The 23,571-nt window shown below is 56.7% G+C and carries 20 protein-coding genes; 16 read left to right on the forward strand and 4 right to left on the reverse strand.

Going from position 1 to position 23,571, the window contains the following annotated elements:
- Window positions 1–24 precede the first annotated feature (24 nt).
- The 11 genes from napF (at window position 25) to J7380_RS13475 (ending at window position 11,949) form a co-directional block, all read left to right on the forward strand.
- Entirely contained in the window at window positions 25–540 is a 516-nt protein-coding gene (napF, locus tag J7380_RS13425; RefSeq protein WP_209196284.1) for a ferredoxin-type protein NapF, read from the forward strand.
- A complete protein-coding gene (locus tag J7380_RS13430; protein WP_170355149.1) occupies window positions 537–830 on the forward strand; it encodes a chaperone NapD in 294 nt (97 codons plus the stop codon). Before napF ends, J7380_RS13430 begins: the two co-directional genes overlap by 4 nt.
- On the forward strand, window positions 827–3,319 hold the full coding sequence (napA, locus tag J7380_RS13435; protein WP_209196285.1) for a nitrate reductase catalytic subunit NapA: 2,493 nt from the start codon (window positions 827–829) through the stop codon (window positions 3,317–3,319). The genes J7380_RS13430 and napA overlap by 4 nt, the downstream gene beginning before the upstream one ends.
- 27 nt (window positions 3,320–3,346) lie before the next feature.
- Window positions 3,347–4,165: a ferredoxin-type protein NapG gene (napG, locus tag J7380_RS13440; protein WP_209196286.1), complete on the forward strand. Its 819-nt coding sequence runs from the start codon at window positions 3,347–3,349 to the stop codon at window positions 4,163–4,165.
- Window positions 4,162–5,079 carry a quinol dehydrogenase ferredoxin subunit NapH gene (napH, locus tag J7380_RS13445; protein ID WP_209196287.1) on the forward strand — a complete coding sequence of 306 codons (918 nt, stop codon included), beginning with the start codon at window positions 4,162–4,164 and terminating at the stop codon, window positions 5,077–5,079. Before napG ends, napH begins: the two co-directional genes overlap by 4 nt.
- 12 nt (window positions 5,080–5,091) lie before the next feature.
- A complete protein-coding gene (locus J7380_RS13450; protein ID WP_209196288.1) occupies window positions 5,092–5,529 on the forward strand; it encodes a nitrate reductase cytochrome c-type subunit in 438 nt (145 codons plus the stop codon).
- Between the two features lie 29 nt (window positions 5,530–5,558).
- Window positions 5,559–6,260 (forward strand): NapC/NirT family cytochrome c, encoded by a 702-nt coding sequence (locus J7380_RS13455; protein ID WP_209196289.1) that lies wholly within the window; start codon window positions 5,559–5,561, stop codon window positions 6,258–6,260.
- 13 nt (window positions 6,261–6,273) lie between these two features.
- The gene (locus tag J7380_RS13460; RefSeq protein WP_209196290.1) at window positions 6,274–6,531 is read left to right on the forward strand and encodes a hypothetical protein; all 258 of its coding nucleotides are present in this window, start codon (window positions 6,274–6,276) and stop codon (window positions 6,529–6,531) included.
- Window positions 6,532–6,636: 105 nt separating this feature from the next.
- Window positions 6,637–10,170, forward strand: coding sequence for an adenylate/guanylate cyclase domain-containing protein (locus tag J7380_RS13465; RefSeq protein ID WP_209196291.1), 3,534 nt, complete (start codon window positions 6,637–6,639; stop codon window positions 10,168–10,170).
- A 28-nt stretch (window positions 10,171–10,198) separates the two neighbouring features.
- On the forward strand, window positions 10,199–10,456 hold the full coding sequence (locus tag J7380_RS13470) for a DUF4242 domain-containing protein (RefSeq protein WP_170355157.1): 258 nt from the start codon (window positions 10,199–10,201) through the stop codon (window positions 10,454–10,456).
- A gap of 77 nt (window positions 10,457–10,533) precedes the next feature.
- Window positions 10,534–11,949 carry an FAD-binding oxidoreductase gene (locus tag J7380_RS13475; protein ID WP_209196292.1) on the forward strand — a complete coding sequence of 472 codons (1,416 nt, stop codon included), beginning with the start codon at window positions 10,534–10,536 and terminating at the stop codon, window positions 11,947–11,949.
- A gap of 9 nt (window positions 11,950–11,958) precedes the next feature.
- Here J7380_RS13475 and J7380_RS13480 read toward each other — a convergent pair whose 3' ends face one another.
- Together J7380_RS13480 and J7380_RS13485 are read right to left on the reverse strand one after the other, a co-directional pair.
- A complete protein-coding gene (locus tag J7380_RS13480) occupies window positions 11,959–12,690 on the reverse strand; it encodes a response regulator transcription factor (protein WP_209196293.1) in 732 nt (243 codons plus the stop codon).
- Window positions 12,687–13,877, reverse strand: coding sequence for an ATP-binding protein (locus J7380_RS13485; protein WP_209196294.1), 1,191 nt, complete (start codon window positions 13,875–13,877; stop codon window positions 12,687–12,689). Before J7380_RS13485 ends, J7380_RS13480 begins: the two co-directional genes overlap by 4 nt.
- A 214-nt stretch (window positions 13,878–14,091) precedes the next feature.
- On the opposite strand from J7380_RS13485, the gene J7380_RS13490 reads away from it, so the two are divergent.
- Genes J7380_RS13490 through J7380_RS13510 form a run of 5 tightly spaced genes read left to right on the forward strand, consistent with a single transcriptional unit; the run spans window position 14,092 to window position 19,384 of the window.
- Window positions 14,092–15,105 (forward strand): ABC transporter substrate-binding protein, encoded by a 1,014-nt coding sequence (locus tag J7380_RS13490; protein ID WP_209196295.1) that lies wholly within the window; start codon window positions 14,092–14,094, stop codon window positions 15,103–15,105.
- Window positions 15,106–15,118: 13 nt separating this feature from the next.
- Entirely contained in the window at window positions 15,119–16,579 is a 1,461-nt protein-coding gene (locus J7380_RS13495) for a sugar ABC transporter ATP-binding protein (protein ID WP_209196296.1), read from the forward strand.
- Window positions 16,576–17,502 (forward strand): ABC transporter permease, encoded by a 927-nt coding sequence (locus J7380_RS13500; protein ID WP_209196297.1) that lies wholly within the window; start codon window positions 16,576–16,578, stop codon window positions 17,500–17,502. Before J7380_RS13495 ends, J7380_RS13500 begins: the two co-directional genes overlap by 4 nt.
- Window positions 17,499–18,476, forward strand: a complete 978-nt coding sequence (locus tag J7380_RS13505) for an ABC transporter permease (protein WP_209196298.1) — start codon at window positions 17,499–17,501, stop codon at window positions 18,474–18,476. Before J7380_RS13500 ends, J7380_RS13505 begins: the two co-directional genes overlap by 4 nt.
- Entirely contained in the window at window positions 18,473–19,384 is a 912-nt protein-coding gene (locus J7380_RS13510; protein ID WP_209196299.1) for an SMP-30/gluconolactonase/LRE family protein, read from the forward strand. The genes J7380_RS13505 and J7380_RS13510 overlap by 4 nt, the downstream gene beginning before the upstream one ends.
- Here the strand turns inward: J7380_RS13510 and J7380_RS13515 are convergent.
- Together J7380_RS13515 and J7380_RS13520 are read right to left on the reverse strand one after the other, a co-directional pair.
- A complete protein-coding gene (locus J7380_RS13515) occupies window positions 19,381–22,083 on the reverse strand; it encodes a DUF6493 family protein (protein WP_209196300.1) in 2,703 nt (900 codons plus the stop codon). The two genes, J7380_RS13510 and J7380_RS13515, sit on opposite strands and share 4 nt — an antisense overlap.
- Window positions 22,080–23,414: an SWIM zinc finger family protein gene (locus J7380_RS13520; RefSeq protein ID WP_209196301.1), complete on the reverse strand. Its 1,335-nt coding sequence runs from the start codon at window positions 23,412–23,414 to the stop codon at window positions 22,080–22,082. The genes J7380_RS13515 and J7380_RS13520 overlap by 4 nt, the downstream gene beginning before the upstream one ends.
- Window positions 23,415–23,571 lie beyond the last annotated feature (157 nt).

Below are 23,571 nucleotides of genomic sequence, written 5' to 3' on the forward strand. Positions count from 1 at the left end.
GAAACGACGAGAGCCAGGTCAAAAATGGACCCAGTGACGACCCGTCGCGCGTTCCTGCGCGCCCGATTTCACGAAGAGGACGGCAAAACAGCCCGGCCTCCGGGATCGGACGGCCGTGTCTTTTATGATGATTGCACAAAATGCCAAGACTGCGTCGAGGCTTGCCCCGAAGGCGTTCTTTCAATCGCGGCAGATGGATTTCCCGCGTTCACTCCAACCGAAAATCCCTGCACGTTTTGCGGCGCGTGCGCTGAAGCCTGCCCAACACCGGCGCTTGATATCGGCCGATTGGCCCTGTGGCCATGGCGCGCGTCGCTTGAAAAGCAAGCATGCCTATCCATGAACGGCGTCAGCTGTCGCATCTGTCAGGATAATTGCGAGCAGAATGCAATCCGATTTTCGCTCCAAACCCAAGGGCGCGCGGAACCCGCTTTGAATGTTGACGCGTGCAATGGATGCGGATTGTGCGAGGCGCTTTGTCCTGCTGACGCACTTACACTGAAGCACAACCCTCAACCTCAAATGGAAGCGATACAATGAACATCTGCGGTTGCCTTGCCCATGTCGCGCCGGACTATGCCGCCAATGCGGCGCAATCCATGGCCGCAACTCCGGGCGTCGAACTCCACGCCCAGACCGAAGACGGCCGTTTCGTCGTCGTTGTCGAAGATACCCCTGAACGCCTTGCGTCCGAGACCATCATGGATCTGCACCAGATCCCGGGGGTCGTGTCTCTGACGTTGACCTATCACCATTTCGAGGACCTCGCAGAGACCCGCCCGCGTCCCGATGCCCCAAGCCAAACCACCAGCCGGAGGCTCACGCTATGACACATTCTGAATCACGCCGGACATTCCTCAAGGCCACTGCGGCCACAGCCACGGCCTCGGCCGCCGGTATTCCGCTGGCCACAGGCGCGGCCGACGCTCAGGCGGCGACGCCGGATATCCGCTGGGACAAGGCCGCGTGCCGGTTCTGCGGAACGGGCTGTTCCGTTCTGGTCGGCACCAAGGAAGGCCGCGTTGTGGCCACTCAGGGCGACCCGGACGCGCCGGTGAACCGCGGCCTGAATTGTATCAAGGGCTATTTCCTGTCCAAGATCATGTATGGCAAAGACCGCCTGACCACTCCGCTGCTGCGCAAGACCAATGGCGAATACGACAAGAATGGCGAGTTCGAACCAGTCAGCTGGGACGAAGCCTTTGATGTCATGGCCGCCAAATGGAAAGAGGCACTGGCCAAGAAAGGTCCGACCAGCGTGGGCATGTTCGGCTCGGGTCAGTGGACGGTCTGGGAAGGCTATGCCGCTGCCAAGATGATGAAGGCGGGTTTCCGGTCGAACAATATCGACCCCAACGCGCGGCACTGCATGGCATCCGCTGTGGTGGGCTTTATCCGCACCTTCGGTATTGATGAGCCGATGGGCTGCTATGACGATTTCGAACACGCAGACACGTTCGTTCTGTGGGGCTCGAACATGGCCGAAATGCACCCGATCCTGTGGTCGCGCCTGACCGATACGCGCCTGACCAAACCAGGGTCCGAAGTGCATGTACTGTCGACTTACGAGCATCGTTCGTTCGAGCTGGCCGACAATGGTATGGTTTTCAAACCGCAAACCGATCTGGCGATCCTGAACTATATCGCCAATTACATCATCCAGAACGGCGCCGTGAACGAAGAGTTCGTCAAGAACCACGTCAACATCACCAAAACGGCCACCGATATCGGGTACGGCCTGCGCGACAATCACCCGCTGCAGGAAGCCGCCGAAAACCCCAATGTCGGCAAAATGGAACCGATCAGCTTCGAGGAATATGCCGAAGCGGTTTCCAAATACACGCTTGAGTACACGTCCGAACTGTCCGGCGTTCCTGCCGACAAGCTGGAGCGTCTGGCCAAGCAATACGCCGACCCCAACCGCAAGGTCATGAGCCTGTGGACCATGGGCTTCAACCAGCACACACGCGGGTCGTGGGTGAACTCGTTGATGTATAACGTCCACCTGCTGGTGGGTAAGATCTCTGAGCCCGGCAACTCGCCGTTCTCGCTGACCGGTCAGCCTTCGGCCTGCGGTACGGCGCGTGAGGTCGGCACCTTTGCCCACCGTCTGCCCGCCGACATGGTGGTCATGAACGACAAGCACCGCGAGATTTGCGAGACCGCGTGGAACGTGCCCGCAGGCACCATCCCGGCGAAACCCGGTTTCCACGCAGTGTTGCAACACCGCAAGCTGAAAGATGGCGACCTGAACGCCTATTGGGTGCAATGCACCAACAACATGCAGGCCGCGCCCAACATCAACGAGGAAGGCTATCCCGGCTATCGCAATCCGGAAAACTTCATCACCGTGTCGGACCCCTACCCGACCGTCACCGCCGTCTCTGCTGACCTGATACTGCCCACCGCCATGTGGGTCGAGAAGGAAGGCGCCTATGGCAACGCGGAACGCCGCACCCAGTTCTGGCGCCAACAGGTCAAGGCACCGGGCGAGGCCAAGTCGGATGTCTGGCAGGTCATGGAATTCTCGAAACGCTTCACCGTCGAAGAGGTCTGGGGCGAGGAATTGCTGGCCACCATGCCTGAACATCGCGGCAAGACCATGTATGACGTGTTGTTTGCCAATGGCGTGGTCGACCAATACCCGCTGTCGGAAACCGCCGAAGGGTTCGACAATGACGAATCCGAGCACTTTGGCTACTACGTCCAGAAAGGTCTGTTCGAGGAATATGCCGAGTTCGGTCGTGGCCACGCGCACGATCTGGCCCCGTTCGAGACCTACCACCAGGCCCGTGGTCTGCGCTGGCCGGTCGTGGACGGTAAGGAAACACTCTATCGTTTCCGCGAAGGCTATGACCCTTACGTGCCCGAAGGCGCGGGCGTGAAGTTCTATGGCAAGAAGGACGGCAAGGCGAACATCATCTTTGCCCCCTATGAACCCGCCGCAGAAGAACCGGATGCAGAATACGACCTGTGGCTGTGTACCGGACGTGTGCTGGAACATTGGCACACCGGTTCGATGACCCGCCGGGTGCCTGAACTGCACCGGGCCTTCCCTTCGGCTGTTGTGTTCATGCACCCCGAGGACGCACGGGACCGTGGCCTGCGGCGCGGGCAAGAGATCGTGATCTCGACCCGTCGCGGCGAAGTAACCAGCCGCGTCGAGACGCGCGGACGCAACAAGGCCCCGCGTGGCTTGGTCTTCATGCCGTTCTTTGACGAACACCAGCTGACCAACAAGCTGGTTCTGGACGCGACCTGCCCGCTGTCGAAGGAAACCGACTTCAAGAAATGCGCCTGTAAGGTCGAGCGCGCGTAAGAGACTGGCAAGGCAAAGGTAAGACCCATGTCTGGTGTTGGCTCTCCCCTCTCGCCGCAGCGGCGCCGGTTCCTTCAGGACTCGGCGCGCGCCGCGGGCGGCTGCGTGGCGGCCGGGTCCTTGTTGGCCTGGCTGGCGCGCGACGCGCGGGCTTTGCCGGCCGAGGCCTTGCGTCCCCCCGGTGCCTTGCCGGAACAAGACTTCCTGTCCGCCTGTATCCGTTGCGGTCTGTGCGTGCGGGATTGCCCCTATAACACGCTAAAGCTGGCCGAGCTTGGCGTCGATGCCGTCGCCACCGGCACACCCTATTTCACCGCGCGCGACGTGCCCTGTGAGATGTGCGACGACATTCCCTGTGTCGCCGCCTGCCCCACCGGGGCGCTGGACCCCACGCTGGACAATATCGACGACGCCGAGATGGGCGTGGCCGTTCTGGTCGATCAGGAAAACTGCCTGAACTTTCAGGGCCTGCGCTGCGATGTCTGCTACCGGGTCTGCCCGGTGATTGACGAAGCGATCACGCTCGAGACCGCGCACAACACCCGTTCGGGCCACCATGCGCTGTTCATTCCCACCGTTCATGCCGACCGCTGCACCGGCTGTGGCATGTGCGAGAAAAGCTGCGTTCTGCCAGAGGCAGCGATCAAGGTTCTGCCCGCCCGGCTGGCGCGCGGCAGCAGTGCCGACCACTATCGCAAAGGCTGGGAAGAAAAAGCCGCCAAAGGCGCACCAGTGGTCGAAGGCATCATCGACCTGCCTGACCGCCTACCCGGACCGGGCACCGACAATCTGGTCACGCCGGGTGGATTTGCACCCGATTACAACTTGCCGGGGGCTGGACAATGAGTGCACGCACACATCTCCCCGTCGGCCAGGAGGCAATCGAAGCCAAAGGCTGGATCGGCGCGCACAAGTACCTGCTGCTGCGCCGTGCCTCTCAACTGTTCTTTCTGGTCCTGTTTTTGCTGGGCCCGTGGTTTGGCATCTGGATCGTTCAGGGCACGCTGGCCGGGTCGCTGACCCTTGGCGTGTTGCCGCTGACCGACCCGCTTGTGCTGCTGCAAAGCGTGGTTGCCGGGCACTGGCCCGAGCTGACCGCCCTGATCGGAGGCCTGATAGTCCTGGTCGCCTACGCGCTGATCGGCGGTCGCGTCTATTGTTCCTGGGTCTGCCCGATCAACCCCGTAACCGATGCCGCCCATTGGCTGCATCGCAAGCTGGACCTGCCCAAAGGCTGGCAACCCAAACGCGGTACCCGGCTGTGGATCCTAGCTACGGTGCTGATCGTCTCGGGTCTGACCGGCGTCATTGCGTGGGAGCTGATCAACCCGATCACCATGCTGCATCGCGGGCTGATTTTCGGCGCGGGCTTTGTCTGGGCGATGATCGTTGCAATCTTCTTCTTCGACCTGTTCGTGTCACGCCACGGATGGTGCGGGCACCTGTGTCCGGTCGGGGCTTTCTATGGCCTGATCGGCACCAAAGCGATGTTGCGTGTCAGCGCGCCCAATCGCGCAGCCTGTGACGACTGCATGGATTGCTTTGCCGTTTGCCCGGAAAACCAAGTCATCTCACCCGCGTTACGCGGCAAAACAGGCACCACACCGCTGATCCTGTCGCCCGACTGCACGAATTGCGGCCGCTGTATCGATGTCTGCGCGGTCGATGTCTTCAAGTTTACTCACCGGTTCGACGACCAGGTCGCCGCGCCTTTCGATCCCGTTCCCGCGCCCGAGAGGCGCGCAGCCAGACCTACCTAAGGGAGTGCCAAGATGAACAAGCCAATCCTGACCGGCGTCGCCGCCTTGATCCCCGTCATCCTTCTGAGTGGGTTCGCCCTTGCCCAATCCGCGCAAGTCGAAGCCTTGCGCGGGGCCGAGGTTGATGAACCCGTTCCACTCGATCAGGTCCACCGCACTATCGAAGGGCGTATGCAGAGGAATTACCGGCAGCAACCTCCACTGATCCCGCATTCAATCGACCAGTACCAGATTGATCTGCGGACCAACCAATGCCTGTCCTGTCACGACTGGACAAAGGCCGGTGAGCGAAATGCACCAACCTTGTCGATGACGCACTACCTGGATCGCGAAGGACGTGAACTGGATCAAATCGCCGGTACTCGGTACTTCTGCAATCAGTGTCATGTTCCGCAGGCAGACACGCCCGCGCTCGTCGACAATGTTTTTGAACCTTCTTCCGGAAACTGATCCAACGCTTGACTGAAAGGAGCACCGACATGGCAGACTCCCCCGAAAAACGCGGCTGGATTGGCCGCATCTGGAACGCGATCTGGACACCGGCCGTCATGTTCAGCTCGGGTTTTCTGGTGCTGGCAGGTTTTCTGGCTGGCATCCTGTTCTGGGGCGGGTTCCACTGGACCCTGGAACTGACCAATACCGAGGAATTCTGCACCTCGTGTCACACGATGGAGACCAATCTGGGCGAATACCGCGAAACGGTTCACTATAACAACCACTCGGGCGTCCGGGCGATTTGTTCGGATTGTCACGTTCCCCATGAATGGAACCACAAAATCAAGGCCAAGATCATGGCTGTCAAAGACGTTTATCATGAATTGGCTGGCACAATCAGTACGCCTGAAAAATACGAAGACCATCGTCTGAGTATGGCCTCGGCTGTGTGGAAAAAGATGAAGGCATCGGACAGTCGCGAATGCCGCAACTGCCATAACTTCGACTACATGGACTTCACTATTCAGGAAACCCGCGCCGCGTCCGAACACCAAAGGGCGATCGACAACAACATGACATGCATCGACTGCCATCAGGGCATCGCACACAGCCTGCCGCCCGGATACCTGGAACAATACCAAGAGGTGACGGAAACTCTGGCGAGCAAAGCGTCTGGAACGCTGCAAGATCAGGTTGCTGACGGCAGCGCAGAAATCCGGTCATTCCTGACCAAGCAGGCCGACTGAGAAAGGGCACGATATGCTTGAACTTCTGGGAACAATCGGCGCCAACATTATCAGCCTGCCGGGCATCTTGGGCCTTGCGCTGGGTATGATGACCCGCAACCTGATGCTAGGCGCGGTTATGGGCGGTGTCGTCGGTGTGCTTGAAACGCTTATCTTTGCACACTGGTCCTTTGCCAATATCCAGACCATCGAATTGGTTATCGCAGTTGTCGTCGGCTTCTGTGCCGGAGCACTTGGATCGGCGATCCGCGTCAAAGGTGCGACTGTCTAACTAAACGGTATCGGCGACGCGAACCACCGCGTCGCCTACGCGCTTCCCGTTGCGCGCCTGAACGCTCAACTTGATCCAAAACCGTTTCCGCCGCATGATCCTGAAATGGGTTTTGAAGTCGGAACATGGCTGCAAGAACTTGGGATGGGTCAGTACACCGATGCGTTTCGGCAAAATGACGTCGATGCGCGTGCGCTGCCTCTGCTTACGAATGACGACCTCAAGGAAATAGGGGTGTCATTGGGCCACAGGAAAATCCTGCTGGCTGCCATTCAGGAATTCGATCAACAAGACCATGTCGATTCTTCGGCTACTTCTTTGCTTCCGGATCAAGCGGTCAAAAACGATGAGGCCGAACGCAGGCATCTGACGGTGTTCTTCGCTGATCTTGTCGGCTCGACAGAACTGACGAACCAATTGGACCCCGAAGACATGCGCCTGCTGTTGCAAACCTATCAGGACGCAGTTGCAGGTGCGGTATCGCGCTATGGCGGCTTCGTCGCCAAGTATCTTGGCGATGGATTGCTGGTCTTTTTTGGTTGGCCGCGTGCATTCGAGGACCACGCCTTGCGCGCGGTTAAGGCCGGTTTGGAGGCTATATCCCGCGTTCAAAAGCTCCGGACACCTTCCGGTCAACCGCTGGCCGCACGTATAGGCATCGCAAGTGGCGATGTAGTTGTTGGCGATACAATCGGCGAAAACACACATGAAGAAGGCGCGATGACGGGTCCAATCCTCAACCTTGCTGCTCGGTTGCAGGAAAAAGCCCCGCCGAACACGGTTGTTCTGACACAAGAGGATTCGCAAGCGATGCTGCATCGTATTTTCGAATTCTCGTCGCTTGGGCGCGTCGAACTTAAGGGATTTGAAGACCCCCGAGAGCTCTTGCAGGTGGTTAGTGAAAGGCAAGCTGAAAGCCGGTTTAAAGCAGCACATCGTGATGACGGATCAAACCAGCTTGTTGGGCGCAGTTCCGAAAAGGGTATCCTGCAACAAACCTGGCTTCGCGCTCACGCAGGACAGGGTGAAGTCATTCTGCTGACCGGAGAAGCGGGCATAGGTAAATCACGCCTGACAGAAGAATTTCTGAACGACGTTACGAAGGCCGGTCAGGCTGATATCATCAGACTGAATTGCTCGCCTTATCTAACCAGTAGTCCGTTCCATCCTGTAACCGAGCGGATATCACAGGATGCAGGAGTGGAGCCAGGATTCGACGATGACCAGGTGTTGCGCCACGTCCGGGCCATGCTCGAAGCGCGGCAAGGCATCGACTTGGATCAGGTTCTTCCCGTTTTTGCAGCGTTGGTCGCCCCCGCAAGCGCATTGGCTCGGGATATTCTGGACCTGTCCCCGCAGGAACAGCGCGACATAACCGTGCAAACGTTGATAAAAACGGTGCAGGCGCGGTCGCAGGTTAAACCGGTCGTTCTGTGCGTGGAGGATGCGCATTGGATCGACCCGTCGACGAACGCCTTGCTTGATCGGTTCCGGGCGATCTGCGCAGATTTGCCGCTGATGATCCTGATCACTCACCGCCCTGGCTGGGAACTACAGCGCGACGCCGGTGATGCGCACGTCCAGACCCTGCACCTGCGTCGTTTCAACTTTGAACAGGTTGAAAACCTGATCCAAAACATATCGGGCCAGTCACCAGACGCGTCTCTGGTTCGCCTGATCATGGAAAAAACCGACGGCGTGCCTCTATTCGTCGAAGAACTTACCAGCGCATATATGGAAGCCGGAGAGGAAAATCTGGCCGTTCCGTCTTCGTTGAAGGGCGCATTGATGGCCAGGCTCGACGCCGTGTCGCCAGAGGCAAAGCAAATGGCGTTGACAGGCGCGGTCATCGGTCGCGAGTTTCCGCTGGACCTTCTGGCGGAGGCAATTGATCTGGAAAGACCGGACCTGCAGTCGGGGCTGGCAGAACTGGTGGAAACGGGACTGGTGTTCGAAAGCGGACACAGCGGCGGCCAATTTGTTTTCCGGCATGCCCTGATCCGCGATACCGCATACCAATCCATGCTGTCTGCGACCCGAAGAGCCCAACACGCAAACGTAGCCAAGGCCCTGACACGTCTGCGATCAGCCGAGATTGCGCGCCGACCTGAATTGGTCGCAAGGCATTTGACCGAAGCGGAAGACTGGCAGGTTGCGTTCACGCAATGGAAATTGGCAACAGAAATGGCCCTTGCCCGATCTGCCAGCCAAGAAGCGATGACCAACGCGACCGAGGCACTTAATGCTGCAGAGAACCTTGGAACGCAAAACAGCGCCGAAACAATCACGGCGATGGTTCTGGTTGGGCGCAGCTACGACAGCCTCGGGGATCTGCCTCAAGGGATTGCCAAGCTCAAACAAGCCTCCGACGCGGCCCGCACACTGGGACATGCCGAACTGTCCGCAGACATTGCGCAGCACTTCGCGGATTCGTGCATGATGTCCAGCCAACGTCACAATGAGGCGATCTCATTGTGCCTTGAGGCACTGAACGGTCTGCCCGAAGACGACGAAAGACGCCAGTGCCAGTTGATGAGCCAACTCGCCCGGGCCTATATGTTTATCGGTCAGTTTAATGAAGGGGCGGAGTACGGCCACCGCGCCATGAAACTGGCGGCAAATCTCGGTGACTACAAATCGCAGTTCTCCGTCATGATGATGCGTTTTGGTGCCCCGTTTGTGGCTCGGCAGGATGAAGAGGCACGAAATTGGCGGCAAAACCTGCAAGCCATGCACGACGTAGCCGAAAAACTGGGCACGATTGACCAAGGGCGCGACCGGACCCTCAGCCTGTTTGTTGGGGCCGAGATGGCTGACAGGGTTATGCTTGACCGCTCGCTCAAGCTGCTGACAGAGGTCTCGCAAAAGGACAATCACCTGCAGCTTTACTGGGTTCAAATCCACGCGCGCGCGATGGTTGCCATCATGGAAGGCGCATGGCAACAAGCCGAAGCATTCGCGACTGAGGCTGTAAAGATCGGCCGAAAAACCCACGGCAAACACATCGAAGGTGTGTTCGGCGTGCAGATGTTCACGATCCGACGCGAACAGAACCGGCTTCACGAGGTCGCTCCGGTAATTAAGAAACTGATGGAGGAAGACCCCGACGACATCACTTGGAAACCTGGCTTTGGTCTTATCGCCGCCGAGTTGGGCTATTCCGACCCGGCGGAGCGGATTCTCAACGAATTGGCGGCAAAAGGGTTCGACCTACCGGCAGATGCCATGTATTCAACTACGCTGTCATATCTTGCAGATATTTGCGTCGCGGTTGGCAGGCAAGACCATGCGCAAACGCTGTTCGACCTGCTTTTGCCCTACGAGGACCTGACGATCACTGCTGGTGCCACCACCGTTTGCACCGGGGCGGCCGCACGCCGGCTAGGCAATCTGGCAACCTTGCTGGGCGATCGCGACATCGCGGAACATATGCTGACCAAAGCAATCGAGATCGACACAAATATGGCCAGTCCGCCTTGGATCGCGCACAGCAAGGCTTCATACGCGTCTGCTTTGCGAAAATTCGGGCATAAGCAGAACCCCGAACATGCGTTTCACCTAGAGGCCGAAGCGTTGGCAATCGCACAGAATTTGGGTATGATTTCCCTTATGTCTAAGCTTGAAGGAACAGTCACTTAGTTCATGAACGCATGCCCTGGGGGTGCATATGCCAAGATATATTATTGAACGCCATTTCGCCGAACAGCTGAATATCACGGACGACGGCAAAGCGCACATCAAGGAAATTAACGATGAGGAGGGGGTCGAATGGATCTTCTCGTTCCTTAGTGCCGATAAACGCAAAACCTATTGTCTTTACGAAGCGCCTGACGAGGAAAGCCTGAGAAAGGCAGCCGCGCGCCTGAATATTCCGGCAGATGTTATAACTCCGGTAGATCGGATAGATCCGGGAGTTTTTGCGTAAGACGCAATAATTGAAACTCCAATTTCTATCAGAGGCAAGTGGCAAGAGACCTTCCATTATTAAGGAAGGCATCGAATATGTTCGACGTAAAAACTCTGCATGGGACTTCGGCCCAAGTTGACCAGTCTTCACTGGATGATCTTAGTGCGGCTTTACGCGGTGGCGTGTATTGCGAAGGCACTGCGGAATACGACGCAGCACGCACAACATGGAACAGTATCGTGGATCGCCATCCTGGATTCGTCATTCAGGCTTTGGGTGCAAGCGACGTACAAAAGGCAGTGAATTTTGTAAGGGACGCTGGTCTGGTCATGTCAGTTCGGTCGGGCGGACATCAGATCGCCGGTCACGCTGTTGCTGACGATGCGGTTATGCTGGACTTGTCCCAGATGCGATCGGTCCACGTAGACCCGATGGCCAGAACCGCTCGGGTCGCACCTGGCGCCTTGCTTGGCGACGTTGACCGCGAGACGCAGGCCCACGGCTTGGCCGTTCCGCTCGGGATCAACTCGACAACCGGAACAGCCGGATTGACCCTGGGCGGAGGTTTCGGCTGGACCACACGCAGGTTTGGAATGACCATCGACAATCTGCTTTCAGCCGAAGTCGTCACGGCGGAAGGTATGATCGTCACTGCATCACCGTCCAGCCACCCCGATCTTTTCTGGGCAATCCGTGGTGGCGGGGGGAATTTCGGCGTCGTCACCTCGTTTGAATTCCAACTGCATCCTCTCGGTCCTCAGGTCCTATCCGGACTGATTGTTCACCCCATCGAAGCCGCGCCAGATTTGTTGGCCGAGTATGTGCAAATAGCGGATTCTGCCCCCGATGAATTGACAGTCTGGAGCGTGATGCGCAAAGCGCCCCCTCTGCCCTTCCTGCCTGACGAATGGCACGGGCGGGAAGTTCTGATCTTTGCCGCCTGCTATGCCGGCCCCATGGGAGATGGCGAGGACGCCATGAAGGAGTTACGCGGGTTGGGCTCTCCGATTGCGGATGTCATTTCGCCCCACGCCTTTGTGGACTGGCAGGCGGCGTTTGACCCTCTTTTGACACCGGGTGCGCGGAACTACTGGAAAAGTCACGATTTCAGCACGTTAACATCAGATGCGATAACGGGGTTGCTGAATGGTATCTCCAGCTTGCCCGACCCGGCATGCGAGGTGTTTATTGCGCATGTGGGCGGTGCCATGGCCCGCGTGTCTTCCGACGCCACCGCATATCCGGAACGGTCCGCGCATTTCATCATGAACGTCCACACCCGGTGGGAGGACCCGCAAAAAGACGACGAATGCATTGCATGGGCACGCGCCCTCTATGATCGTATGACGCCCCATGCCACCGGCAGCGCCTATGTCAATTTCATGCCCGAAGATGAGGCCGATCACATGGCCGGTGCCTACGGTGAAAACGGGATGAGACTGGCCAAGGTCAAGGCGCAATATGATCCGGAAAACCTGTTCAGGCTTAACCACAATATTCTGCCCGCCTGACGCGTGGCGCTATACGGGAAAAGATGATCGGGCCAACCAGCTGCTGAGGTCTTTCTCTGCTGCGACGATGGCTTCGTTGTTGAGAATCTGAGACGTCATTGCTTTTGATACGGCGCGGACACGTTTGTTGATCGCGACATCGCCGGCATCAATCAGCAAATCGTTCACATCCAGTTTTTCGTATATCGAAAGCAACCGGTTTTGTATCGTGCGCAGCGCCAATTTGCGACGGGCAGCAATCGCCTTATCCGGCAGGCCAAGTGCCAAATCGGTCAGGATGGCTAGTTCAACCTCGGTCAGGGCTTCTCCGGATCGGTTTTGATCCCTTTGAATCTGATGAATCTCGCGATCCACCATGATCTGGGCTTCAAGCAAAACCGCCCGCAAAGCCAGATGCATCCGGGATGGGCTGGCCGTCTTTAGGACATAACCATAAGCCGCCTCTTTCGGCACGATCCGAGCAATGCCGCGCAAGTAAGCCTCATCCGAATAGTTCGACCAGAATAGAATACGCGTGTCAGGTCGTTCTGACCAAATGGTGCGTGCGGCCTCGATACCATTGCGCTCTTTCATGCGCAGGTCCATGACAATGGCTTCAACGGCGTCCTGACGGGCCTGAATTTCTCCGTCCCGGCCATTTGTCGCCAGACTCACCTCTGACGCTTCGGGCAACGCTTCCTGAACCAATTCCTTCAAGTAATTGGCATGCATCGCGTCGTCTTCGACCAACAGAACTTTCATGCACTCACCTTTCTGTTGGGGCATTCGGACACCGGAAGACAAACACTGATTTCAGTGCCTTCAGAACACCGAATATCAAACTGCGCAGCGATCAATCTGGCGCGTGTGCGCATATGGGTCAGACCACCAGACGCCTTTTTTGTCTCGAGTGCGGAGGCGCTTGCGCCATTGTCCCTGATCCGCAAGTGAAGCCCTTCGCGACATTCGATCTCGACCAGGATCGAAGAAGCATCCGCATGGCGTACAGCATTGTTGATGGCTTCTTGCGCAATCCGAAACAAAGCGATCCGCTTGGTTTGTGGCAGGTCATCTATCAGACCATCAGAAAAATCACGCACGTCAATCTCGATGTCCTGATCGGTGCCTACCGCGCGCTCTAAATGAGTTCGGACAGCGTGTTGAAAGCCAAACAGTTCCAACAACGATGGAATGGACGTGTCGATTATTTCTCGCAGACCCTGAATGCAGATCTGCAAATTGCCGCGGAGCGCTTCGATGTCTTTAACTGTCTTACACCGCTCCAACTCACGACTGATACGGGTCATGTCGGCCAAAGTCTGATCATGCAGATCCATGCCGATGCGCTGACGTTCCAGTTCCAACGCGTCTGTCAGGCTTAGCGCACCCAGACGCAACCCTTCCTCGCGTGCCTGCAACTCGGCGCGCATGATCGCTTCGCGCCGCGTTTGTTCATTTGCACGCAAGGCATAGAAATATGGGGCAAGGATATCTGCGATATTGCGGACTTGTTCCAAGGCTTGTTCATCGTAGAAATCCGGCTTTCGGGAAGAACAGTTCAGTGCCCCGATTGTACGGCCAAGTACCTTCATCGCAACATTCACACGGCTGCGCATTTCATGCCTGATGATGGGTCCGCAGTCTGCGCCTTCGAAAACGTATCGCGGGTCCTCCAAGGCATTTCCAGTGAGTAGACTGTCACATTCGCCGCGCAATATATCGCGTACCGGAGATACCTCGACAGGAGCCCGCGTACGGCTCCAACTTGTGCGAAGACCTACTTCGTAGCTTGTGTTCCAGTATCCTTTGTCGTCGATGAGACAGACATCCAAATGATCGACCTGCAGAATCCGGTCAATCTCGGACTTGACCGAGCGCAGCGCGGATTTGATGTCCAGGTTTCCCGCCAGGTGGTTGGAAATCCTAAGGTAGTAGGCAAGATCAGCCATCGACGCACTTTCAGTAAATCGGCCAGCACACCAGAGTATAGAAGTCCGCCCCGATCCTGTCATGCGGATTACCGCAGCAGTTTTGCGGGAACCCGCAAGCTTTGCGCGCATCCTACTCTTAACCTTTCGGACCTGCCGGGGAATCTTTCCGACATCGTCCCGGAGGAGCGGGTGCGGTATTTGTGCGGCGGATCGGCCGCCGAGGGAGGAAAGAATGACACTCAAGGCCATTATGCTCGGCGCAGCCGCCGGGATCACGGTATTCGCAGCCACCAACGTTGTGGCGGACACATCTGACAAGCGCATCGCCTTGTCCAACAACTATGCCGGTAATTCATGGCGCCAAGCGATGCTGGAAAGCTGGCAAAAAGTCGGAGAGGCTGCGGTTGCAGACGGTAAAGTTGCTGCCGCTGATGCCTTTACGACGTCCGAAAACCAGGCCACCGAGCAGGCTGCGCAGATTCAAAACATGATCCTGCAGGGTTATGATGCGATCGTGATCAACGCAGCCTCGCCCACAGCGATCAACGGCGCCGTCAAAGCTGCCTGTGACGCCGGAATTACCGTTGTATCCTTTGACGGTATCGTACAGGAACCCTGCGCATGGCGCATCGCCGTTGATTTCCAACAAATGGGTCGCGAACAGGTCAAATATTTGGCTGAACGCTATCCCGAAGGCGGTAACCTGCTTGAAATCAGGGGCTTGGCAGGCGTTTTCGTGGACGATGAAATCAGCGCCGGCATCCATGACGAAGTGAAGAACTCCAACTTTGAAATCGTGGGTTCAGTCCATGGCGATTGGGCTCAAGATGTGGCTCAGAAAGCCGTTGCGGGTATTTTGCCCAGCCTGCCCGAGATTGTCGGTGTCGTGACCCAAGGCGGTGACGGTTATGGCGCCGCACAAGCCATCGGAGCCACCGACCGGGCAATGCCAACCATCGTCATGGGTAACCGGCAGGATGAGCTGCAGTGGTGGTCAGATGAAAAAGCCGCGAACGGTTATGAAACGACTTCGCTGTCGATTGCACCCGGTGTCAGCACCCTGGCCTTCTGGGTGGCGCAGCAGGTTCTGGACGGAAATGAAGTGCCCAAGGACCTTACCGTTCCCTTCCTGGCTATTTCACAAGACGAACTTGAAGACGCGTTGAAAACCACGCCCAAGGGTTCGGTTGCGAATGTCGAATACTCCTTGGAAGATGCCAAGGCCGTGATCGCTTCGTCCAAGTAAATCGATGAAAGACATGCAAACGATATCCGGCGCACCTGATGCGCCGGTTGTCGCGCTGGACGCGGCCCATATGTCATTTGGGCCAGTTCAGGCGCTTCGGGCCGCATCGATCGAGATCAAAGCCGGGGAATGTGTTGGTCTTGTTGGCCACAACGGCGCAGGGAAATCAACGCTGGCCAATGTGATCAACGGGCGGTTAACCCCAACAGAAGGTGCGGTTCGGTATCGGGTCTCGGACCCCGCCCATAAAAACAGCGAAAACGCGCAGGCGTCCGGAGTGCGTAGCGTGTTTCAGGAACTCTCGCTTTGCCCAAATCTGACGGTTCTGGAAAACCTGCGGATCCCGTATCGCAATATGCCGCGCAAAGGCTGGCGCAAAATCGCGTCACAGAAAATGTCGGACGCTCTGGACCTTGTCTTTCCCGGCCATGACATTCGCCCTCGCGCCACAGTTGGCGATCTTAGTATTGCCGAACGCCAAATGGTCGAGATCGCCATCGCTTTCGCCGACCGCGACAGCGAGCCCAGTCTTGTCATTCTGGACGAACCAACCTCGTCGCTGGATGCGGCAATCGCTCAGCAGTTGCTGGACCATATCAAGCGTTACTGTTCCGAGGGCGGAGCGGTTCTGTTCATTTCGCACATGATGGGCGAAATTTTTGACGTCTCGACCCGCATCGTGATCATGAAAGACGGTCAGATCGTGGATGACAAACCAGCACAGGCGTTTACCCGTCAATCGATCGTTGACGCAATGGGGCATGTCGCACCAGATGACGCGCAGGGACAAGCGCGATCCGAACGGGAGCTGGGGCCTGTCCTTGTCAGCTCTGCTATAGGGCTGAACGCGCGCCAGGGCGAGATTGTGGGTTTGGCCGGTCTGGCCGGGCATGGGCAAGCCGAAGCGCTGGCTCAGATCTTCTTTGACCATTCCTCCGTCTGGAAATCAGGCAAGCGCCCCGAGGTTGTTTTCGTGGCAGGTGACCGCGCCCGAGACGGTGTGATGCCCCTATGGTCCATTTTGAGGAACCTATCTTTGACGACCTTACCGGAGTTCAGCAAACGCTGGATGGTCGACCGACCGGCCGAGTCCGGGCTGGTCCAGAAATGGAAAGACCGGATCGGAATTCGCACAGACAACCTGCTGAACCCGATATTATCTCTGTCCGGCGGCAATCAGCAAAAGGTCCTGTTTGCCCGTGCGCTTGCATCCTCGGCCCCTTTGGTCGTGATGGACGATCCGATGCGCGGCGTGGATATCGGAACGAAAAAAGAAGTCTATCAAATGATTCAAAACGAAGCCGCCAAAGGCCGCAGCTTTCTTTGGTACTCGACCGAGACCGACGAAATCCTGGAATGTGACCGGGTCTTTGTGTTTCGCGCTGGCGAAATCGCTGCAGAACTGGTCGGTGATGAGATCAGCGAAGAAAACATCCTGCATGCTTCATTCGAAATGCAGGAGGCAGTGCAATGAGCGGCGATCGTCTGCGTCTGGCCCTGCCGGTTTTGTCGCTTGTTGTTTTGTTGGGGGCCGTGTTCTATCTGCAGCCCCGCGCGATGAGCTATTTTGGTCTGAACCTGCTGTTCAATCTTGCCATACCAGTGGCTTTGGCCACCATCGCCCAAATGATGATCATCATGGTAAATGACATCGACCTTTCCATCGGGACGTTTGTCAGCTTTTGCGCCTGCGTTACGGCGACATTTGTCCATGACACCCCTGTTATTGGCTACATGATCCTGGCCGCAGCCATCTTGGCTTACGCGCTGCTGGGCGCATTGATCCAATTGCGCGGATTGCCCGCCATCGTTGTTACATTGGGCATGTCCTTTGTCTGGGGAGGCCTAGCGGTCTTGATCCTGCCATCCCCCGGTGGAGCGTCGCCGGAATGGCTGAAAACACTAATGAGCCTGAAAACTCCGCTGGTTCCGATCGCCGTTGTTGCACCACTGGTCATTGCATTGGCCGTGCACTTCTTGATCAAGCGATCTTGGGTCGGAGTGATCCTACAGGGTGTCGGCGGAAATGACCGTGCAATGGAACGTGCAGGATGGTCGTTGGCGCGGTTGCGAGCCTCGGCCTACGGGCTGGCGGGGCTGTTTGGCGTACTTGCAGGGATGTCTCTGGTCGGCCTGACAACCGCCGCGGATGCCAATATCGCACTGCGTTATACGCTGTTGTCGATAGCAGGCGTGATTCTCGGCGGTGGGGAATTCGTCGGCGGTCGTATTTCACCATTCGGGGCCGTGATTGGTGCTTTGACTTTAACGCTGGCCGCCAGTTTCCTGTCGTTTCTGCGCCTGTCACCGGACTGGCAGATTGGCGCGCAGGGCGCGATCCTGATCCTTGTTCTTGCCGTTCGGCTTGTCTTCATCCGCAAAGGGGCTGTTGCATGACCGACAACACATCAGAACCGATGACGGCTACGAACCCGGTGCGCGCGTTACTGAGAAAACCCTGGATTTGGGCCTTTCTTGCAGCGGCCATCACCTTCGGCGCAACCAGTCTGATCGCCGGATCCGGGGCTGGATCGCTGTTTTACGCCGCCCTGACCTTTGCATCTTTTTCTGCCATTGTCGGCATTGGTCAAATGCTGGTTATCACTTTGGGTCCCGGCAACGTCGACCTGTCCATTCCAGCTTCGATGACTTTGGCAGCCACGCTTGCCTTGAAATTCATGGACAGTGAAACCGCGATGATCCTGCCCGGCCTGCTGGTCGCAATCGGGGTTGGTATCGGCTGCGGGGTCATTAACTTTGGCCTGATACTGTTGCTGCGTATCCCGCCTATTATCGCCACGCTGTCAGCCTCGTTCCTGTACCAGTCGCTTGCGATCTGGTCGAACCGGGGCCTGCGGATCAAACCGCCCGAACCGTTGGCAGAATTCGCAACCGGTGGCGCCCTTGGTATTCCGAACATCGCCGTTGTCGGCATCCTGTTGGCCATCCTCGCGTGGGTCGTGCTAGAGCGCGCGATTGCTGGCCGCTGGATTTCGGCAATCGGTCAAAACCTGCGCGCCGCCCGTCTAAGCGGAGTTCCCGTCAACGCGGTACGTTTTGGCGTCTACGTGAACTCGGCCGTCTGCGCTGCACTTGCGGGGTTTTTACTCGCCAGCTTCTCGGGCGGGGCCAACCTGAACATGGGAACCGAATACATGTTGATGTCGATTGCCGTGGTCGTGATCGGAGGGTCATCCATCGCTGGCGGCAATTCAAATGTGCCCGGTATCTGGGGTGCCGCTCTCTTTATGTTTTTGATCGTCTCAATGCTGAACTCGTACGGGCTAGGGGCCGGAATTCGGTTGATCCTGACCGGTGTCGTTATCGTCGGGGTCGTCGCATTGGCCAGTCGCAAAGGATATGATGTATGACCCTTTCGCAGACATATGAAATTATACGCCCGGAATTTCGCGATCTGATTCACACCAATGTGGGGCTTTCCCGAATATCTGCCGGACATATCTGGACTGAAGGTCCTGTTTGGTTTCCAGCTCATAATCTGCTGCTGTTTTCAGACATTCCGAACGCGCGGATATGTCAGTGGACACCCGACGGAGGGGTGAGTGTTTACCGGCAGCATTCGGAGTATGCCAACGGCAACACCCGCGATCCGATGGGTCGTCTGGTAACTTGCCATCACGGAACCAGATCGGTGGTCAGGACCGAGCACGACGGCAGCAGGTCTGTGATTGCAGATCGCCACGCGGGGAAACTCCTGAACTCTCCCAACGACGTGGTCGTGCGACAGGATGGTTCCATTTGGTTCTCGGATCCAACTTATGGCATACTGTCAGACTTGGAAGGGTACAAAGCCGAGCCCGAACAGGACGGTAGTTTCGTGTATCGTGTCGATCCCAATTCGTTTGAAGTCACTGCGGTCACGAAAAGCTTTGTCCAACCAAACGGGTTGGCGTTTTCAAAGGATGAAACCCGTCTTTTCATCGCTGAGTCCGGCAGCAGTCACGATCCATCTGTATCATCTGTTCTTCGCGTTTTTGATGTGGGTGAAGATGGCACTCTTGCGACCGGTGCTGAGTTTTGTGAGATTGACAGCGGCCTTCCTGATGGGCTGCGTGTGGATCGACACGACAATATCTGGTGCTCGGCAGCGGATGGGGTTCATGTGTTTTCCCCTGACGGTGATCTGCTAGGAAAAATCAGAGTTCCCGAAACCGTTGCCAACCTGACTTTTGGTGGCGCGCGGGGGAATGTTCTGTTCATCACCGCATCGACATCCGTGTACTCGATCTTTGTCAATTCTGCCGGAGCCAGACCCTAGTCTATAGGGCCATTGAAACCGACCAGCTTTTTGGCGAACTTACCTGTTTTGCCCGCGACCTTGATGTTGTTGAGGGCGACAACGGCTTCCGTGTTCTCAAGACCCGTGCCGCTCGCGGTACACAATTCGTGCAGCAACTCAAGCAATCCACCCAAGTCTCGTGGCACATCGTCGGGCAGGTCCACCAACATCCAGGACAAGGCGCGTCTGACCGCCTTGCCATGCTGAGCGGACACAACTGCCACCTCGGCCAAACGTTTGGTCCATCGCCGCAGCGGCAACGCTGCGAAAAAGACAAGCTGACGGGCGGCGGCACCGAATTCGGTCGGACTGAACGTCCTCTGCGCGATGACCGTCGCAAGCGCATCAACCGATCTTGTTCCGATCCCTTCATCGGCGCTAGCCAAATACCAAGCCAACATTGCGTGAGACATCGGACCGGTGTTTAGTCCCGGTCTGAAGAAAGGGTCCAAAAACATCAGACAGAAATGGTTGGTTAACTTCTGGTCGAGTTCCAACTCGAAGATACCAGACAGAAAAAACAGTTCTGATTGCGAGGGTCTAAGCCAACCGACCCACGGGCTTGGGTGAGTGAACCAACTGACACCTGGATCACCAAGATATGTGTGCACAAGCTTTGCCGGCACCGCAAAACCCAATTCTCGGGGTAAATGCTTGGGTATCTCAGGCGAAATGTCCACCCGCGGCATGGGCCAGAAGTATTCGTCGATCCGACGAATTTCGGCGTGGAACGTATAAATTGCTGGTACACCCGCTCCGGGAATGGAGTGTCCGACCAACTTCTGAACTGCGGGATCAGGTCTGCATGGCAGCCGTGAAGCCCAGGCAAGCGCCCATAATTGCGGATCTTTCTCGGGAATGTGATCTGCGCCCATTGCGTAGGCCAGCGCTCTTTCTTCCTCGGTTTCGGGCGTGAAATCCAAAAGGGCCGCTTCGCGATCCTCTGGCGCGAGTCGCATTAGCGCCAGCTTAAAATCCGCCTGCCCCGGAACCAACTTCTGCTGCCGGTACTCATTCATACGCTGGATCAGCTGTTGCGGAGCCAGGTATCCACGATTGTCGGTCGGAGCAGACAACATGGGTACCGATAGACCGGCCTGCACAAATTCCAGCAGTTCGGCAGAACGCGCAGAGAACATACCAACAAAGCTGTTTGGATCGGTTTCCAAAGGAATATGACCCGAGTATCGGGGCTGCAGGGAGGGTTCTATTTCCGCCACAAAATCGCTACCGCGCGCCCACGCGAGGGCCGTAGCTGCAATAGGAATCTGCAGATGGCTTCTGCTTTCAAGCCCAGCATCAGTCCCGCGCGCCCTCAACTGGTTTGCCCGCTTGGCCAACGGATTCAGCAAGGGCTCTGCTGACGCGCCAAAGCGTGCCATGCCTTCCAGAGCACGCTCGGTCAGTACTGCATCATCGCAGTGTTCAAGCAGCGCCAAAAACGTTTCAACAGCTTCTTCCGCCGACGCAACTGGAACGATGTCTTCGAGCACTGGAGTTGGGTAAGGGGTTTCATTGGTTTGGACAGGAGCGTCTTGCAGATGAGCGGCAAGTCGAGTTTGAACAGTAGGGGCTGCCAACTCCAGGTAATCCCGCATCCGAGCCTGTATTTCGGCATCTTTCACCTGATCCAGTTCTTCGACCAAATCAAGCGCCAGCGCCTGAACTTCTCCGGCCTCAGATATCAGGGCCGAAACGGCGACTTTGGCCACGTCATGCACGCGTTGGGGATGCCGTTTGGCACTGCTTTTCAATAGCTTTATCGCCAATTTTGCCGATGATTTTTGCCGACTTTGAAGCGCCGGTTCGATAGACGTCACAAGTAAAGCCGGGTCCACCCCCCCATTTGTGTCCATCCGTTTCAAAAACTTAAGGGCGAATGCAACAGTGGGTGGCACAGGGCTGCTCAGCAAGTCGAGGTAACGGTTTGCCCGGTGTGCAACCTCATCTTCCGTGGGATCCATAGCGACGTGGAACCGGGAATACCATCCAGCCCTGAACTGGCCAAAGTCCCGCTCTAACGCATCCAAGGACGCATCCAGAAGCCTTTGCCTGTCCAAAGTTCCGTCCTGGCTGAGTTCAATCAGTAAGTTGGCCCATGAAACATTTCGCCCACAGTACTTATCGCATGCGGCTAGGCTGAGGTCGCCGCCACCTTCGACCTCAAAAAACCGCCAGACATCCTCGGCAAGAAATTGTGAGCGGGCCAATTCCGGAATGCCGGCCTGTCCAGCATAATATCCAAGTATGTAAGCATCAGTTTTGGGGATGGTGCAAAGCCCCTTGTTAACAAGGGCGTGGATTGTAGTGATCAATCGAGGGTTATCTTCGACCGCAGCTTCGGCCCACGCGTTCATCCAGCTTGGTTTCAGTACGGCAAAAACCTCCTCCAGCGGAATTGAACTTGGCAGAATGCGCCAATCACCGCAGCTGTATTCGGACGGGCGCGCCGTTGCCAAGACAGCCACGCCCAAAGCCTCCAAATCCTTGGCGAGATCAACTGGAGGTTTGAGACCGTTAAACCGAACGTCCCAGGCTGCTTTCTGCTGACGCTTTTGAACTTTCAGCGCAGTTGGAGCAAGTTTACGGCGGTCCTCTTCGGAAAGATCGGCCAGTGCCTTCAGGACACGCTTGGCCGACTTTGTCGTGACCAACCGGATGAAATCCGTTTCGTTCAATGCAAACGCTCCAACTCCATCTCTACTGCAAGAACATGCTTGCAGGGCCCCCGCGTCGTCTGATGTTTGGCGTACCACGGACAAGTACAACTGTATCCGCCTTGAGAGAGACGCACGCGGTGAGTAACGTTTTCACTGACTACGTCGGCGCCAGTTTGCGACAACGTCACAGCCTTGCCGTCAAAAAGCGCCCGCGCGGACTTGAGACGAGGGTTGAGCGCCTGCAGACGCTCCAGACCAAACGGGAGCTGCCGGTGGAACCAGGCGTTTCGAGAAAGGTCAAAACCAACTTGGCCAATTGCCGCCAGATGTGAGATCGCCTGACGAATGTCTGCGCCTGATACGCCAGGTTCATGCCCCATAAACGCTAGGTCGAGACTATCTTGCCAATTCAAATGGGCGCGAATGATCGGAACGCAACTGTTCGGATGAACCAAATCAGACAGCAACCGCCCATCCCCCGAAAAGCCGCGCCAAGGCTCTGCGTTCAATACCAACGTGAATCTCTGAGAGCCGAAATCCAACTCCCAGGCAGAGCTTCCAAGTGACGGGTTTCCATAAGCATTCAAATATCGCGCTTTACTCGCCAGAGTCTCCAAAACACGTAAACGATGCGCCCCACGCAAAGGCACACTATCGGCGCTTTTACGCGTCATCGTTCGCACACGGTTTCCCGCGGCAGAAACCCAGAGCAAATGATCGGCTTTTGAACGCGGCAACGTACGCAAAAACCTTTGCGCCGGCACGGACGGAAGGGAAAAAACCTTCTCCATACCTGCAAGATGCCCTTGTACTTCGGCGAACCCTTTCAGCCAGCGCAACGGCAGCGGAACTTTGCGTTCTGTCACGCAGCCTTTTTCATGCGCAATATCTACAAAGGATGAACCGATTCCGATTGTTAGTTCGCTGCTTGGTTTCACCTGCGCCAACAGGGCACGCAATTCAGGCCCAAAATCCACATTCGCAGTGCCAGTTCTCCGTTTTTCCACCTCAAGCGACTCCTGCTCGAGGTCCAGTCGCGCATACACACTGCAACAGGCGGAAAACCCTTCAAACCGGACACATTCTCGCCCGACGGTCGCAACCGGGTCAGCCTCACGCAGGATTCGCGCCAGCATGGCGGGCGGAACATAGAATCGTGAACCAACAATTTCAGATATCGCGCGCAGAGCTTTTGCAGTCAGGTCCGGCTGAACGGCTTTCGCTTTCAGATAAGTTTGCGCGCTTTCTGGCTGGCCTTTGTCCGAAGCCAATCGCAGAAACTTGGCTTGTCCGGAACCCGCCAACGACGAGCGGCCATCATAGCTATAGATATAATCGATTCCGCTCATTCCGGAGCCCTAAAAACCTGTCAAAGGATGTAAATACTCTAAGCAATGGTAGCTAGCTGAATGAAATCTTTGCAACCATCGCAACTCGGGATTTGGTCTCTTCTTTCAAATAGCCAGAGCTCAATATATATACTTTTCTAATAAATGCGGATGTAAA

Source organism: Ruegeria sp. R8_1 (genome assembly GCF_017743815.1).
GTDB classification, from domain to species: Bacteria; Pseudomonadota; Alphaproteobacteria; order Rhodobacterales; family Rhodobacteraceae; genus Ruegeria; species Ruegeria lacuscaerulensis_A.